The following is a 16,976-nucleotide window of genomic DNA, read 5'->3' as shown; positions in this document are numbered from 1 at the left end:
AAAACAACGTCAGGCCTTATCACTTCGACATAGAACTCAACTTGTCATTGCGACTATGTTTGACTTTAATTACAGAGCAACTAATTTAAATTAAAGGAGTTTTTATGTTAGGTGAAAGCCACTCTCTTGCAAATGATTTTCCAGAATATCAAGCAATTATCACCAAGTTAGTCCAAAGCGATGCTGTATTTGCCAAAGAGGTAAAACAGTATGATGCCCTCGATAAGGAGATCAGAGTTCTCGAACTCAATGGCGCGCCCATCGATGATGACGCCATGCATCAACTCAAGCACGACAGAGCAGAACTGAAAGATGCCCTTTATCAGCAATTAAATAATCACAGCTGAACACTCCCTTTTTTACAATGAGAGGCAAAGCCAAACTCTTTGCCTCTGCCCCTTTCCTACCACACTCAGCCGTACACATTTTGTTAACAAACTATCCACTTAACAAACTCACTAAGATTGACATTTTTTGTCAGTACTAGAAGATGTATGGCGTATTAATAACAATCAACTCAATAAGGAAGAGAAAATCAATGAGAAAATCCTTAATCGCTATGGCCTTAGCAACCACTTTCCTCGGTGGCTGTGGAACCCAAGAAACCACTAGCCCTAAGAGTGACACCCCATCTGACGTTGTCGCACCTATGCAAGCCAAAGCTGAATTAGGTAGCTTTGGTGTTGACCTTACAGCGCGTAATCTTAACGTTAAGCCCGGCGATGACTTCTTCATGTATGCCAGCGGTACTTGGTATGACAACTTTGTCATGCCGGCTGACAAAACCCGTTTCGGTGCCTTTAACGCCTTGGCTGAGCGAAGTGAAACTCAAGTTAAAGAGATCATCGACGATATCGCCAGCCGCACTAACCTCAATCCAGATGAGCAGTTAATTGCCGACTTCTACCATGCTTATATGGACACAGATACCATCAACAAATTGGGGATCACGCCAGTTCAAGCAACATTAGATCAAATCGCGGCGATCAAGTCTACCGACGATTTGACCAAAGTATTTGGCGATTCATGGTTACTAGGCGTGACCTCTCCTATCCGTGGAGGCATGTGGTTTAACCGCCTAAACCCAGATCAGTATGAGATGTCTATCGGTGCCGGTGGTCTTGGCTTACCAGATCGTTCTTATTATCTTGAAGACAGCGAGCGCTTCGTTAAAATTCGTGACGCTTACTTAGTCCATATCACTAAGATGCTTGAGTTTGCTGGCGTTAAAGATGCCGCACCTCGTGCCGCTGCAATTCTGACACTAGAAACCAAAATCGCCGAAGGCCAATGGCCAAGAGAGAAACGTCGTAACCGCGACCTGACGCTTAACCAAATTAAACGCGATCAGCTTAGCACCGAATATCCTGGTTTTAACTGGGATCTTTACTTCGCTGAAACAGGCTACAAAGTACCTCAGCTTAATATCTCTGAGCCTGAGCCAATTAAAGCCATGATCGACCTAGTCAATAAAGAAGACTTAAGCGTTTGGCAAGATTATCTCACCTTCCATACCATCAGCGACAACGCCGATCTATTGGCAGAAAACATCTATACCACTTACTTTGACTTCTACGGTAAAACCTTAAATGGTCAGGAAGAGCCGCGTCCACGTTGGAAGCGTGCTGTTGAGCAGATGTCAGGTACCCAATCTTTAGGCTTTGCCATAGGTAAAGTATATGTCGCGCGCTACTTCCCTGAGTCATCTAAGCAACAGATGGCAGAATTGGTGAAAAACCTACGTACCGCTATGGGTCAACGTATCGACGGCCTAGACTGGATGGGTGCAGAAACCAAAGTCAATGCACACGCTAAACTGGATTCGTTCAACCCTAAGATTGGTTATCCAGACGTATGGCAAGAATTTGATGGCCTTAAAGTCAGCAGCAATGACTTAATGGCTAACATCAAAAACCTCAGACAATTCTTTAGAGATGATAGCGTCGCTAAAGAGCTGCAAAAGACTGACCGTAACCGTTGGGGCATGACGCCACAACGCGTTAATGCTTACTACAACAGTTCATTTAATGAGATTGTATTCCCAGCGGCCATCTTACAGCCTCCATTCTTCGATCCTAACGCCGACCCAGCGGTGAACTATGGTGGTATCGGTGCGGTTATTGGCCACGAAATGGGTCATGGATTCGATGACCAAGGTTCTAAGTCTGACGCCAACGGTATTCAACGTAACTGGTGGACAGATGAAGATCGTGCCGCCTTCGAAGCTAAAGCTGATCAACTTGCCGCACAATACAGCAAGTATGAACCTATCGAAGGTAACTTCGTAAACGGTCGTAACAGCTTAGGTGAGAACATTGGTGATGTGGGTGGCCTATCTATGGCATATCACGCCTATAAACTGAGCCTTAACGGTAAAGAAGCACCAGTGATCGATGGCCTGACTGGCGATCAACGTTTCTTCCTCGCTTGGGCACAAGTATGGAAAGAGAAGCGCACCGAACAGAGTATGCTTAACCAGCTTCGCGGCGGTACTCACGCACCGGGTCGTTACCGTGCATTAGCACCACGCAACCACGATGCTTGGTATAAAGCCTTCGATGTTCAGCCAGATGATGCGCTTTACCTACCTGCAGATCAGCGTGTAAAGATTTGGTAATGACTAAAACCTCCTAACAAAATGCCAGTCAGCTTATTGAGAGATAAGCGACTGGCATTTTTATATTCAATGGCAGCGGATAAGTATCGGCTAAGCGTATTTGAGCCAGCAATCTCTTGCTAGGAAACTTACTGGCGATTTACAGCCACAGTCTACAATAAGAGTCTATCCAACCGCGCACCTAAACCATCAAAAACACCTTTGTCAAGAAGACGATAGCCCAAGAGCAATAACTTGACATCCCCGCCCGCTTAATTGAATATTTACCGCTAGTCGTTGAAAAAACCACCAACTGTTATTGTGCTAAATCAACACATGGATGAGCCATTACAGTAATAAAAAACGATATCTACACCTACCAACAACCGCTTTATTCATTCAAAGGAAAGACTATGATTAATCGCATCCTAGCGCTTGCTGTATTGCTTATTCTGCCAGCAAGTGTTCAAGCTGAAAATTACTCTATAGGTACCGGCGGACAAAGCGGTATCTATTACCCCTTTGGTGGCGCCTTAGCTAAGGTATGGTCGGAAAATGTCGCCGACGTTAATGTTAAAGCCGAGGTCACCGCCGCTTCAGTCGAAAACACCATCAAGGTCGTTCGTGGCGATATGATTGCCGGTATTGCTATGGGCAATGTGGTACTCGATGCTTATAAAGGTGAAGGTAAGTTTAAAAGCCCTATGCCCGTAAAAACCCTATTCGCGCTTTATCCAAATCTAGTTCACGCCATCACCTTGAAGAAGTCGGGCATCAACTCACTAGCGCAGCTAAAAGGCAAGCGTATCTCTTTGGGTGCCCCCGCCAGTGGCACTGCGGTCACGGCAGCGGCTCTACTTGAATCTTTGGGTATCGATGTCAAAAAAGATATCGATGCGGTTTATCTAAACTATTCAGAAACCACTAATGCTTTAGCCAATGGCCAGATTGACGCAGGTTTTATCGTCGGTGGCCAAGGTGTTGGCGCGGTGACCCAAATCGCATTGACCCGAGATATCAATATTATCCCTATCTCTGATGCCGAAAGTGCCGCCTTTATTAAGCAATATCCTGCTTATAGCAGCTATACCATTCCAGAGAATGTGTATAACAATGTCGGTGCTGTTTCGACTTTGAGTGTGTGGAACGTGTTGATAGTAAGCGCCAGTATGAGCGATGAAATGGCGTTTAACTTAACCAAGGCGGCATTTGAACATATGGGTGACATTCGTAAAGTCGTTAAAGTTGCCGATGCCACTACTGTTGACAATGCCACACGCCTCACAGGTGTTCCATTGCATCCAGGGGCGAAGAAATATTTCGATTCTTTAGCTAAATAAACGCTAATTAGCCGTGCATTTTTCAAACCTAACACAGTTATTTACAGAGGCATGCCATCGTGGCAGCCTCTGCTTTTCATCACGCTAAGTGAATCTAGCAAATATTAGTTCCGACCACATTACGCCTAGCTATCACCCAAAATATCCAAATACAAAGAGGTATAACATGAGCGCAGACGCCGATAAAAATGACCAAAGCAGTACAGCTGCGATAGTCGAGCCACTGCCGTTAGAAAACATCTTTACTCTGTTTGGTTATCTCATTTTGGTTGTCGCCGTCGCCCTTTCTGCATTTCAAATCTGGCAAGGGATCACCTCGACCATCTCGGCTACTTATTTTCGCCCGGTGCATCTTTCATGGGTATTAGTGCTGATTTTTCTACACTATCCACTGATCGATAATCGTCACAACAAACTCTATATACCCGGTCGAGTCGTCGACCTAATTCTGTGTATGCTGACCGTTTTCGCAGGCTATCGGCTATGGATTTTTGACTACAACGACATCGACCATCTGCTGTATGGGCTTAGTATCACTGACTTGATCTCAGGCTGTGTTTTACTGGGATTATTGATGGAAGGCTGCCGGCGCACTGTCGGCTGGGTCATGGTGTTCATCGCCCTGCTGTTCCTCAGTTATAGCGCTTTTGGTGACCTATTACCCGGCACGCTTGCAACCAAATCTTATACGTTGCAAGAGCTGATTCAATTTCAGATCTATTCCGCTAACGGCGTATTTGGTTCCGCGTTAGGGATTGCCGCCACCACAGTATTTGTATTTGTTCTCTTTGGCGCATTTTTAGAAGTCACAGGCGCGGGTAAGTTTTTTATCGATTTAGCCTTCTCTATCGCAGGAAAATACCGAGGTGGTCCAGCGAAAGCAGCAGTGTTAGCATCGGCGGGATTAGGCTCAATTTCTGGCTCCGCCATCGCCAATACCGTGACAACGGGTTCGGTGACAATTCCGATGATGAAGAAGCTAGGTTATACCCCAGAACAGTCGGCAGGAATCGAAGCAGCAGCCTCAACTGGTGGACAAATCATGCCACCGATTATGGGTGCTGGCGCCTTCGTTATGGCGCAATTTACCGGCGTTCCCTATAGCGATATTATGCTGACATCCATAGCCCCCGCGATTTTGTACTTCTTTTGCACATTGCTCTACGTTCACTTGATGGCCTGCAAACTTAATTTGCAAACGCAAAGCCGTACTCAAGCCGTCATCAGCGTCATGAAAGATGGCGCCCACCATCTTATTCCTCTGCTTTTAATCACCCTGTTATTAATGTTGGCCTACTCGCCCTTGTTAGTCGGTGTAGCGGGCTGTGCAGCGGTGTTACTGACTTCTGCGCTGCGAAAACACAGCCGAATAGGTGTTAGCAAGTTTATCTCTGGCATGAAGAACGGCGCGTTATTAGCACTGCCTATTTCCGTAGCCTGCGGCGCTGCGGGTATCATCGTCGGCGTGGTTGGTCAAACCGGCATCGGCTTACAATTTACTCAATTTGTAATGGATTTCTCAGGTGGCTATTTGCTGATAGCCTTACTATTAGTGAGCATTGTCGCCTTAGTGTTGGGAATGGGCCTGCCTGTGACCGCAGCTTATATCGTGCTAGCTGTAATGGCGGTACCTATGTTGGGCGACTTTGGCCTACCCGTGCTTAGCGCTCACTTAATCGTATTTTGGTTATCACAAACTTCCAATGTCACCCCACCTATCGCACTTGCAGCTTTTGCCGGAGCAGGGGTTGCCAATGCCAACCCTATGAAATCATCAGTCGAAGCCTTTAAGTTAGCAGGCGGACTATTTATTATCCCAATCATGATGGCTTATACCGACTTACTTAATCCCGATGCAGGCCTAATCCCATTTATCTTTGCTCTGTTGCAAGCCACCATAGTGATAGTCTCGATTGCCATTGCGATTGAAGGGTACATGCTACGTAAATTAACTCTCGTTGAGCGGTTAATCGCCCTTGGTGCAGTCCCGTTAATCTTATTTAACCCCTACAATATTGGGGTCGCGGGTATAGTGATTATTCTTATCTTACTGGCACTTCAGTGGCGTAATAGAGATATTATAGAAACCAATAAATCAGATGATTAACTCAGATTGAAAACTCAGCGCTTATTACTTAGCCGACCAAGAAATAACTAAGGGGTCTAGTGAAAATCAGGTTTTTACCGTTTTCACCCCAATATCGATATTAATATCAATTAAAACATGATCGATAAGGATTTAAGATGACAACAGAATATATCCCACCCAAAGTCTGGACCATGGACAGTGAAAATGGCGGTAAGTGGGCCAGCATTAATCGCCCAGATTCAGGTGCAAGATATGAGCGTGACCTAGCTCATGGGGAACACCCGCTGCAGCTTCATTCCCTAGCCACCCCAAATGGTCAGAAAGTCACTATAATGCTCGAAGAGCTGCTCGCCAAAGGGGTCAGCACAGCAGAATACGACGCTTACCTTATCAATATTGGTGAAAACGATCAGTTTTCCTCGGGGTTTGTGGCCATCAATCCTAACTCTAAAATTCCAGCCTTAGTGGATAACTCTGGCGACACGCCGATTCGGGTTTTCGAATCTGGCGCCATCTTACTGTATTTGGCTGATAAATTTGGTCACTTCTTACCTAACGATATCGCCGCTAAAACCGAAACCCTAAACTGGTTGTTTTGGTTACAGGGATCGGCGCCTTATTTGGGCGGTGGATTTGGCCACTTCTATGCTTATGCGCCAGCCAAATTTGAATACCCTATCAACCGTTTCTCGATGGAGGCCAAGCGCCAGCTGGATCTATTAGACAAACAGTTAGCTGAACATGCTTACATTGCTGGTGATGAATACACCATAGCCGACATGGCTATCTGGCCTTGGTATGGCAACCTAGTACTGGGTAAATTATACGATGCCGCAGAATTTCTCGATGTCACCAGTTACCCCAACCTCATTCGCTGGGCCGAAACGATCGCAGCGAGACCTGCCGTGCAACGAGGGCGCATCGTCAATCGTGTGTCAGGAGAAGAATGGGAGATATTACCAGAGCGCCACAACGCTGAAGATATTGATAAAGTGCTCAGCAAACAGCCTAAATAAGCCTAAATAAGCCTAAATAAGCCTAAATAAGCCTTTAAGGTACTGATAATAAAGAGGGAAGCTTAATACTTCCCTCTTTGTCGCATTTTCTCAGCAGTTAAATTCAGGCTGTAGATATGAAAACGCCCTTCTTAGTGCAACAGCATTAAGAAAGGCATCTTGTAAAACTTAAACTTTCAATAAAACCTAGACTTCGAACTTAGGTGATTAATTAAGTTGAGTTGATTTAGTCCAGTGTTATGTCACCGCCAACAAAAGAAAAGTCAGTTTTCTCTTTGTCTTCACCGGTAATGGTACCTGTTGCAACATCATCCAAGAAAATGTCATTGCTCTTGTCATAGACAAAGTCAGCCGCTTTAGCGTTATAAACCAAATTATCTGGCTCAGATAAGGTAAAGGTGGTGTCTTTTAGCTCAATGCTATAGTTACCATTGGCATCTTGAGTCAAGATGATCTCGTTCTTACCGTCATAACCTGATAAGTCCACATTCGCTTCAACGTTAGCTGTATCGATTTTAAGATTGCTTTTTGATGTGATCACATATTGGCTTTCATCACCAGTGATCACTAAGTCACCATCTACTTCACCACTTACTGGACATGCGGAGCCATCTGCAGCAATTGGAGTACACTGAGCTAATGCCTTTTGCGCAATCACCTGCAAGCTTTTTACAACGGCATCTGATGCTTCAACAACATCACTTTTTGATTCAACACCGCCATTTCTGACAGCTTCTTGCTTAACGTCATCAACAAAGTCGTCCGCGTTACAGCCAGTAATTGCAGTTAACACAATGGCAGAAAGTAAAAGTTTTTTCATAGTAATCACCTATTTCTAAAAGTTGACTGGTAGGGAGAACGTCCTCCCGTTGAAATAACTATCGGCCATTTTTTGTAATAAATAAACGTAAATTAAAACATAAAATTACAAAGTGTGATCTGGGTAGCATATATATGCACAATTAAGCGAATAAATACCAAAAAAGGGTACTTTTAAGCAAAAAGACTAACAATTTAGTGAGTTAACAACAAAGTCATAAAGTTTAAAGTGAAGGTTATTTGTACATTAATTGGTAATTAATGTGTAAATCGACTTAAAAAACAACTTACAATTACGCAACAAATAACCAAAATGTAATTAAATTACACTTAAATATAAGTTATATGAAAATGAACATAAGCAAAATACTGACATGAGGATTAAGAAAATTCTTACACGGCAATGAATTAAGTAATAAGAAAGCGAGCTAATGCTCGCTTTCTTATATTAAGAGCTATACCAAGGAGTTTTAATGAATAGTTATGCAACCACTCTGGGGTTATTCAACAATTACACACCTTTAAATTACGTAATCGCGCTACGTGAGCCTTAGTTCAGGCCAGACAACTGTCCCCCCAATTACATTGATGCAAACAGCTGTGTCACGAATAGCTGTGTCACGAATAGTGCAGGCCAAAAATTAGATTGCAGCTTTGGCTTTTCGCGCCTGATGTAACTTTTTATAGCTTTCGATTAATCGTAAATGAGGCTCTATACCTTCAAGCTGCATACTGGTTTTAGTCAGGCCTGAGAATCTTATCTCACCATTCACCGACCCCACAACCTGCTGCATAACCGCTTCGCCAAACATACGTTGGAAATTGCCAATAAAATGCTCAAGCTCGAGGTCTTCATCTAACGTCACTTCCAATACTGCATTGATCGCCTGATAGAACAGGCCACGCTCGACGGTATTATCGTTAAACTGTAAGAAGTCACCCACCAGCTCCAAGGCTTCTTCATGGGCGCCAAGCGCTAGATAAATTAGAATCTTCAACTCGATAATAGTGAGCTGTCCCCACACCGTGTTTTCATCGAACACGATACCGATGAAGGTACGAATATCGGTGTAGTTATCTAGCTGACTCTCTTCTAAACGATTAACGAGATCCACCAGCTGATCATCATCAAGAATATGGAGATTCAAAATATCCTCGCGGAAATCCAGCGCCTTATTGGTGTTATCCCAAATAAGATCATCCACAGGATACACTTCAGAGTAATCAGGCACTAAGATACGGCAAGCCGATGCTCCCAACTGATCAAACTCAGCAACATACACCTCTTTACCCAATGATTCTAAAATACCAAACAGACCTTTAGCTTCCTCTTCATTGCTACCCGAGAAGTCCCACTCGCAGAACTCATAATCTTGTTTACTACTGAAGAAGCGCCACGAAATCACCCCGGTAGAATCAATAAAGTGTTCAACAAAGTTTTCTGGCTCGCTAACCGCCATGCTATTAAAGGTTGGCTTAGGCACATCGTTTAAGCCTTCAAAACTACGGCCTTGCAACAACTCGGTTAAACTACGCTCTAATGCCACTTCAAAACTGGGATGTGCGCCAAAAGAAGCAAATACACCGCCAGTTTTCGGGTTCATCAGGGTGACACACATCACAGGGAATTGACCGCCTAAAGAGGCATCTTTCACCACAACCGGGAAACCTTGTTCCTCTAAGCCTTTAATCCCAGCCAAAATACTGGGGTATTTTTCAAGTACTTCAACCGGTACGTCCGGCAGTACAATCTCTTGCTCAATGATCTGACGCTTCACTGCACGCTCGAAGATTTCAGACAGACACTGCACTTCGGCCTCTTGTAAGTTATTACCCGCGCTCATGCCATTACTGAGAAACAAGTTCTCAATCAGGTTCGATGGAAAATAGACGGTTTCACCGTCGGAGCGACGAGTGTATGGGATCGTACAGATGCCGCGCTCGATATTGCCAGAGTTAGTATCGATAAGATGCGAGCCACACAGCTCACCATCTGGGTTATAAATGGCTAAGCTGTAATCATCGAGCATACCCGCTGGCAGCGCATCATCGTCTTCGAGGGCAAACCACTTTTCATTGGGATAATGCACAAATTCGCTGTTAGCAATATCGACCCCGAAAAACTGATCGTTATAGAAGAAGTTACAGTTAAGGCGCTCGATAAATTCGCCTAAGGCCGAACATAATGCGCTCTCTTTGGTCGCCCCTTTACCATTGGTAAAACACATGGGCGATGCGGCATCACGAATATGTAACGACCACACATTCGGCACGATATTTCGCCATGAGGAGATTTCAATCTTCATGCCGAGATCGGCCAAAATGCCGGTCATATTTGCTATGGTCTGCTCAAGAGGTAGATCCTTACCCAAGATATAAGTATTAGCGTCGCCATCAGGTTGGCCCATCAGCATGGCATTCGCATCCGCGTCTAGATTCTCGACGGTTTCTATCTTAAATTCAGGCCCAGTCTGTACCACTTTCTTCACAGTACAGCGATCGATTGAGCGCAAGATCCCTTGGCGATCTTTCTCTGAGATATCTTCCGGTAATTCGACTTGGATCTGGAAAATCTGGTTATAACGATCTTCTGGATCGACAATATTGTTCTGTGACAGGCGAATATTCTCAGTAGGAATATCACGCGCCTTACAATACACCTTAATAAAATAGGCGGCGCACAATGCCGACGAAGCAAGGAAATAATCGAACGGACTCGGTGCACTACCATCACCTTTATAGCGGATCGGTTGATCTGCGGTAACAGTAAAGTCGTCAAATTTGGCTTCGAGTCTGAGGTTGTCGAGAAAATTAACTTTGATTTCCATTGAAGGTATCCGGTGATGCGCGGCGTTAGCCTGTAAAACTGATGGGGTGAATTATCGGTGTTTTTAGACCATTAGTCTTGGGTTTATTGCCCATTGCACTAAATAAACCGATAAACAAACAAAAATGCCAGCATATTATTGCTGACATTTTTAAGTAACATACGGTCTATCTTGACGGGACTAAACCAAGCCTAGTGTCATTCAACTAGAGTAATTTAAACTCCAACACCTGTAATGAATGGTCGGCACTATTACCGCTAACCGACCAAACAGAGCCAGATTGATACAAGAGTTCATCACGACGATTAAGCCTCAGGTTGGGTAACTCATAAGTTGAACCAACTTGAATCGCATCGAAACCAACTAGCATCGCCTTAGTAGTGAGATAATCGGTTTGTGACCACTCTTCCCACAACACTAACACCTGGTCTTTCCCCGGTAAGGACAGGGTTTTCACTCGCGAAACATTATGCTCAAGATCTTGTGGATCTAATTGAGTCAACCAGTGTATTCCCGCTACGCGTTGTAAGGATTCTCCACCACTGAAGTTATAGAAAGAGCCTGTTTCTGCAGGATAATCACCCGATAACATCATCAAATCATCACTGATTTGAGTGCCTGAACCAGAAGCATTTTCAAAATCACTAACAACTTTCACTACCCCTAGATTACGCGCGTTATTAAGGTAATCCACCGCCTGAGCATTATCTAACACCTTGCCATTACTATCGTGTTCAGAAGCGAAAAACACCAGATAGCCATTACCGGTATCAACTAGACCACCCAGCTCAGTATAAATTTTATTATCGTTGCTCCACTTATACGTGGTTTCACCCTTGGCGTTTTGACCTAACACACCGAAACCATTCGGACTCGTGCTGTGAGCAGTCTTGTAGCTGTATACAGCGCGCGATTGCTTGCTGGTCGCATCGAAACGAGACAACAAGATCCCACGAGGATAATTGTCCCCCAGATCCAGCGACAAGAACTGACTTTCATCTTGGCTAGTCGTTAAAATCTGACTAAAGGAATGACTCGCTGTTTGCCCATGATCTTTAATTAGCGCTAATGTATCAGTATTGAAAATCTCAACTTCTGCCCATTGATGACCATTTTGATGAGTGCCTGAATAGATCACCCCAAGTTGATTACCTAATACCTTAAGCACAGCTTGATTACTTGCACTGGGTAAATCACCAAATGTGGCTAACTCATCTATCGTTGCGGTGACATCTTGTTGCAGTAACATTTTGCCATTAAGGTCTGTTTTCATCAGCCACGCCACTAAATCATGGCTCTGCGTACCAGCCTCAATTAATAGATAATAAAGGTTATCACTGGTATCGGCCGTCGCCCCCGCTAACATAAAGTCACCACTGGCTGGCGCTGCAGGTAATTCAATCGTATTACTTGCCTGAGATGCATTGAGACGAGTGAAATAATATTGATAACTGGCTTTATCTTGCCAAATAGCCCCGATACCACCGTCACTTAATCCAAAAAGGTCAAAATAGTGATTTTGACCATAAACATTATTATGTTTACTTGGACCTTGATTAAAGTCCTCCGCGGCTTTCGGGTTCAAAGCATCATCTAACTGAATACTATAGAGGTTAATATCAGCAATCCCGGTCATGGTTGATAAATAAGCCCCTTGCACATTCTGTCCCAGAGCCTGCATGGTTGTCGGTTTATCAGCCGATGTCGGCATTACCACAAATGTCAGTGTTTCGCTCAAGGTATCTAAATCGATAAAAGGAAGTGGCGTATAGTCACCTGCCGTTGTGGCAGTCACTTGACCTAACTGGGTAAAACGATGAGTTTGACTGTTATAGTTATAGACGGCGTAATCATCAGCAGCACTAAACTTCATTTGCACTTTATGATGACTACCGACAAAGTTAGTCGCTGCGACTTGTGATGGCGAAACTTGATAAGCATCATAATGACTATCATCAAAGCTTAATTGACCATAAGCTATCGGGTAGTCATTGTTGTTATATCGCCCATCGGTATAACACCCATTTTGATAATAAACCGCGTAAACATTGAGATCGGCAATGCTATCTTCAACATCAATATTGCCACTACAGTTTCCGGCCTCAGTACTTTTACCTGGTGCAATCTTATTTTCAACAGCCGTAAATACATACTCGGCAATGGGAGATAGGCTCGATACTGAACTACCACCATCCTGACCCGTGCCTTGATCTGTTCCCTGATCGGTTCCAATACCTCCAGTATCGACCTCAGAGCTATCTGTAGAAGAGTCACTACCACCGCAGCCAGTTAATAAGGCAGCCAATATGCCTGCCGCGAACATCGAAAGCGTTTTATTCATCAATTAATTCCTTCTACAACCTTGTAACCATTACCACTCTGAGTTAAGCACATTACGCGAACTTATCACTCACCTGAGCGAATCTTACTTTATAAAAAATGGAAATAGCAAAATAATAGTTCTAAGTAATTTAATGCTAAACACACACTTAGTGCTTTGGTTTATCCAGCAATAGTAATAGCGGCAACATAGCAACACAAAGAAACATCATAAAACGGAAATCTTGCAGATAAGCTAAAATCGCCGCTTGTTGATTCACCATAGCATCGACAGCCACTAATCCTTTGGTGGTGGAAATATCATAAATGCCTTGGTTAACTCCCTCCATCAAGGCCACATTGAAGGGGTTGATATAGCCAGCAAAGGCGGCGTGATTCAACTGCACATTGTGAGACAAATAAGTCATCACCACCGAAATACCGATACTGCTACCTATATTACGGATCAAGCTAAACAAAGCCGTGCCTTCATTTCTAAAATGGCCAGGCAAGCTCGAAAAAGCCAGTGTCGATAACGGCACAAACACCAAGCCTAAGCCTACGCCTTGAACAACTCCGGTACGAATAATATCGCTACGGGTAATATCCACAGAGAACAGCGACATCTCCCACAGAGAGATAATCATTAACAGCACACCGATAGTGATTAAATAACGCAGATCGACTTTACCCGACAGGCGCCCCACCACCATCATGCCCGCCATAGTACCGAAACCTCGTGGCGTTAATAACAAACCAACATCCAGTACAGGATAGCCCATCAAATTTTGCAAAAAGGGCGGTAATAACGCCATGGTCGCCAGTAAGATCACCCCAAGAATAAAGGCGAACATCAAACCGACGACGAAGTTCCTGTCTTTAAACATCAAGGGATCTAAAAAGGGCGACTTAGCTGTAAACATATGCACGATAAACATATAAAAGGCGATCACTGCCAGGCCAATCTCGATATTGATCTCTAAACTGGCCAACCAGTTTTGCGACTCGCCCCGATCGAGGAACATCTGCAAGCTACCGATCGCTAACGCAAGCAAGGCAAAGCCAAACATGTCGAATTTACGTGAAGGGTCGAGCTTGGTCTCTTTAACAAATGCCGCAATGCCCATCCAAGCTAAGATGCCAAACGGCACATTGATGTAAAATACCCAGCGCCAGTTGTAATACTCGGTTAACCAACCACCAAGAGAAGGGCCTAAAATGGGTCCCACCATCACACCCACGCCCCACATCGCCATGGCTGAGCCATGCTTTTCTGGAGGATAAGTATCGAGTAATACCGACTGAGATAGCGGCACTAAGCTGGCGCCAAAGATCCCTTGAAGCAAACGAAACAGGATAATTTGATCTAGAGATTGCGCCGCACCACACAGCACCGAGGCGAAGGTAAAACCAATCACAGAATAAAGAAATAAACGTCTACGACCGATACGCGCCGCCACTAATCCCGTCAGAGGCATGGCAATAGCGGCCGCAACAATATAAGAGGTCAGCACCCAAGAGATCTGATCTTGAGTCGCACTCATCGAACCTTGCATGTGTGGTAATGCCACATTGGCTATCGTGGTATCCAGCGCCTGCATAATAGTGGCTAACATCACCGATAGGGCAACGAAAGTCTTATTAACGGCTGCTTCCTTTTCAGGCGCGGCGGTTGAGGTTTGCATTATCGTTTCAGCCAATTTATAGCGATAGATGACGTTGATGCTGAGTATCAACGGTGACTATGGTGCTGAGTCCAGCACGCAATTGCGGCGCATTGGCTTTATCGGCACTACCAATATAGATGCGTACCGGCACGCGCTGAGTAATTTTCACCCAGTTACCCGTGGCATTTTCAGCGGGAATAACCGAATACTCAGAGCCAGTGGCAGGGCTAATACTTTCAACTTTCCCCGTCCATTCAAAGTCAGGAGCGTAGTCCACTTTAATCTCAACCGACTGACCCACTTTCATATAAGAAACTTCGGTCTCGGTAAAGTTGGCTTCGACCCACAGGTTGTGATCGGCCACCATCATCATGGTCAAGCTGCCAGGTGTCATATACTGGCCTTTTTTCGCCACTTTAGTCACCACACCATCGGTAGGAGCATACACATCTACATGGCGCAGATCGTTTTGTGCTTTATCTAAGGCCGCGAGGGCACTTAGATATTTAGGATGTTGACTAATCGGCGCATTTACATCACCGCCCAAGCTTTCAACTAACTGCTTTAAATCTTTTCTCAATGCTTGGATCTGTAACTCAGCCATACGCGTTTTCTGCTTGGCGCTGTCAAAATCAGCCTGAGAGGTATACTTCTTAGTCAGTAGATCTTGCTGACGAAGCTGTTCGCGTTGCAGATATTGATACTGACTCTGCTCGACCTCGATATTAGCCTGCTTGCTATCATACTCGGCTTTAAGCGCTGTTAGGCTAGTATTCACATCACTTAAGTTAGCCTTGGCCTGCTCAACCGCAATTTCATAAGGCTTAGGATCGATTTTCAGCAGCAGTTGACCCGCTTTTACTTGCTGATTTTCCACCACAGGCACATCAATAACCACACCTGACACTTCGGCGGCGATACTGGTTTTATCGGCCTTAACATAGGCATTGTCGGTTTCTACATAACGGCCACCATGCAGGTAAGCTGCGCCACACCCCAGAACAACGACCACAGGAACCACAAACAACAATAGCCAACGCTTAGCCTTACTCGCTTTAGGAGCTAACTCCACTGGCGCTATTTGTTGATTAACTTCTGACATACTGATACCTACTCATTTCCCTTGGACAGATTGCTATGGATCTGCTCCAAGCTTGCAATAAACTCATTAACTTGTGATGTGCTAAAACCATCCAAACCTCGCGCCCAGATATCTTGACTGACACAACGTACCTTCTCCATACGCTCTTCTGCGGCAGGTACTAGATACAATAGGTGTGCGCGGCGGTCACTCGGATCTGAACGACGCTCGACTAAGCCCTCATCAACTAAAGAGTCGATGACTCTAACCAAGCTCATCGGCTTAATCTCTAGTCGCTCTGCCAATTCAACTTGCTTAATTCCCTCGTAACGAGAGATCAACCCCAACGCCCTCGCCTGCGCCATGGTGATGCAAGTCAATCGAGGATCGTTCTGAAATTGTTTTCTTGCTAGTCGAATGATGTCTGTTAGTAGATAACCAACCGAAGGTTGCTGAGTGGAATGTTTCATAAATCACCTGAATATTGGCTTCGCAGCCATTTTTTGGCTGCTTACACAATCAATATGATAAGCTTTACTTACTATATGTAAAGCTTATTTTGTTTTTTAATCATTAAAACCTGTTCATTTGGCACACGAATCAATGGAAAAATACCCCTAATATCAACAGCCAACTTAAGTTCAAATTAAATCCATAAGGTTTGTTTAGTTTCAGCATCGCTCTTAATCAGTTGCAAAATTGAACCTGAAGCCAATTAATGAAATTTAACTCACACTCGCTGGTTAATATCTTGAGCCTCAAACCACTATTACCTACAATACTCGACGAACTTAAATCACCACAGACAAGCACTATGACAGATACTACATCACAACCCGCATTACCCGATCGTCTATCAGTTAATCCGCGTAGCCCGCATTTTGTGGCTGAGGTTTTCGAGCACGACGTGGGGATCCGCTTCAATGGCAAAGAGCGTTTCGATGTCGAGGAATATTGCATTAGTGAAGGTTGGGTGAAGATCTCAACTAAATCATTAGACCGCCGTGGCCAACCTTTATTGTTAACCCGTAAAGGCACGGTAGAAGCGTTTTACCGCTAAACGGCTCAGGGATTCATATCTGAGGTCCAGCTATAACACCTCAGAGATAAAAAAAGCGAACCTTTTGAAGGGTTCGCTTTTTTATTTTGTCATTTACCAACTAAGCTAATACAGCTAAAGATATCAACCACTCAAAGCATCGATATCAATAGCTTAAGCAT

At 44.4% G+C, this 16,976-nt stretch carries 12 protein-coding genes; 6 read left to right on the top strand and 6 right to left on the bottom strand.

The features are described 5' to 3' along the window. Positions 1–104: 104 nt before the first annotated feature. From L1D21_RS12160 to yghU, 5 genes are all read left to right on the top strand, one after another. Positions 105–347 (top strand): YdcH family protein, encoded by a 243-nt coding sequence (locus L1D21_RS12160; protein WP_239845520.1) that lies wholly within the window; start codon positions 105–107, stop codon positions 345–347. Positions 348–538: 191 nt separating this feature from the next. After that, a complete protein-coding gene (locus tag L1D21_RS12155) occupies positions 539–2,617 on the top strand; it encodes a M13 family metallopeptidase (RefSeq protein ID WP_239845519.1) in 2,079 nt (692 codons plus the stop codon). Between the two features lie 392 nt (positions 2,618–3,009). After that, the gene (locus tag L1D21_RS12150) at positions 3,010–3,936 is read left to right on the top strand and encodes a TAXI family TRAP transporter solute-binding subunit (RefSeq protein WP_239845518.1); all 927 of its coding nucleotides are present in this window, start codon (positions 3,010–3,012) and stop codon (positions 3,934–3,936) included. A gap of 166 nt (positions 3,937–4,102) precedes the next feature. Then, the gene (locus tag L1D21_RS12145) at positions 4,103–6,043 is read left to right on the top strand and encodes a TRAP transporter fused permease subunit (protein WP_239845517.1); all 1,941 of its coding nucleotides are present in this window, start codon (positions 4,103–4,105) and stop codon (positions 6,041–6,043) included. A 137-nt stretch (positions 6,044–6,180) separates the two neighbouring features. Beyond that, positions 6,181–7,041, top strand: a complete 861-nt coding sequence (gene yghU, locus L1D21_RS12140; RefSeq protein ID WP_239845515.1) for a glutathione-dependent disulfide-bond oxidoreductase — start codon at positions 6,181–6,183, stop codon at positions 7,039–7,041. 226 nt (positions 7,042–7,267) lie between these two features. On the opposite strand, the gene L1D21_RS12135 is transcribed toward yghU, so the two are convergent. The 6 genes from L1D21_RS12135 to L1D21_RS12110 form a co-directional block, all read right to left on the bottom strand. After that, on the bottom strand, positions 7,268–7,861 hold the full coding sequence (locus L1D21_RS12135) for a hypothetical protein (protein ID WP_239845514.1): 594 nt from the start codon (positions 7,859–7,861) through the stop codon (positions 7,268–7,270). 640 nt (positions 7,862–8,501) lie between these two features. Continuing rightward, positions 8,502–10,688: an OsmC domain/YcaO domain-containing protein gene (locus tag L1D21_RS12130; RefSeq protein ID WP_239845513.1), complete on the bottom strand. Its 2,187-nt coding sequence runs from the start codon at positions 10,686–10,688 to the stop codon at positions 8,502–8,504. 205 nt (positions 10,689–10,893) lie between these two features. Continuing rightward, the gene (locus L1D21_RS12125) at positions 10,894–13,029 is read right to left on the bottom strand and encodes a hypothetical protein (protein ID WP_239845512.1); all 2,136 of its coding nucleotides are present in this window, start codon (positions 13,027–13,029) and stop codon (positions 10,894–10,896) included. 148 nt (positions 13,030–13,177) lie between these two features. Then, entirely contained in the window at positions 13,178–14,692 is a 1,515-nt protein-coding gene (locus L1D21_RS12120; RefSeq protein WP_239845511.1) for a DHA2 family efflux MFS transporter permease subunit, read from the bottom strand. A gap of 16 nt (positions 14,693–14,708) precedes the next feature. Further along, complete coding sequence (locus L1D21_RS12115) at positions 14,709–15,776, bottom strand: HlyD family secretion protein (protein WP_239845510.1); 1,068 nt, start codon at positions 15,774–15,776, stop codon at positions 14,709–14,711. 8 nt (positions 15,777–15,784) lie between these two features. Then, entirely contained in the window at positions 15,785–16,225 is a 441-nt protein-coding gene (locus tag L1D21_RS12110) for a MarR family winged helix-turn-helix transcriptional regulator (RefSeq protein ID WP_239845509.1), read from the bottom strand. Positions 16,226–16,569: 344 nt separating this feature from the next. Between L1D21_RS12110 and L1D21_RS12105 the strand changes: the two genes are divergently transcribed. Continuing rightward, the gene (locus tag L1D21_RS12105; RefSeq protein ID WP_239845605.1) at positions 16,570–16,815 is read left to right on the top strand and encodes a DUF3297 family protein; all 246 of its coding nucleotides are present in this window, start codon (positions 16,570–16,572) and stop codon (positions 16,813–16,815) included. The last annotated feature ends 161 nt before the right edge of the window (positions 16,816–16,976 follow it).

The organism is Shewanella sp. Isolate11 (assembly GCF_022398315.1).
Lineage (GTDB): Bacteria > Pseudomonadota > Gammaproteobacteria > Enterobacterales > Shewanellaceae > Shewanella.
The sequence above is the reverse complement of the archived record's forward strand: the minus strand, read 5'-3'. Positions and strand labels throughout refer to the sequence as shown.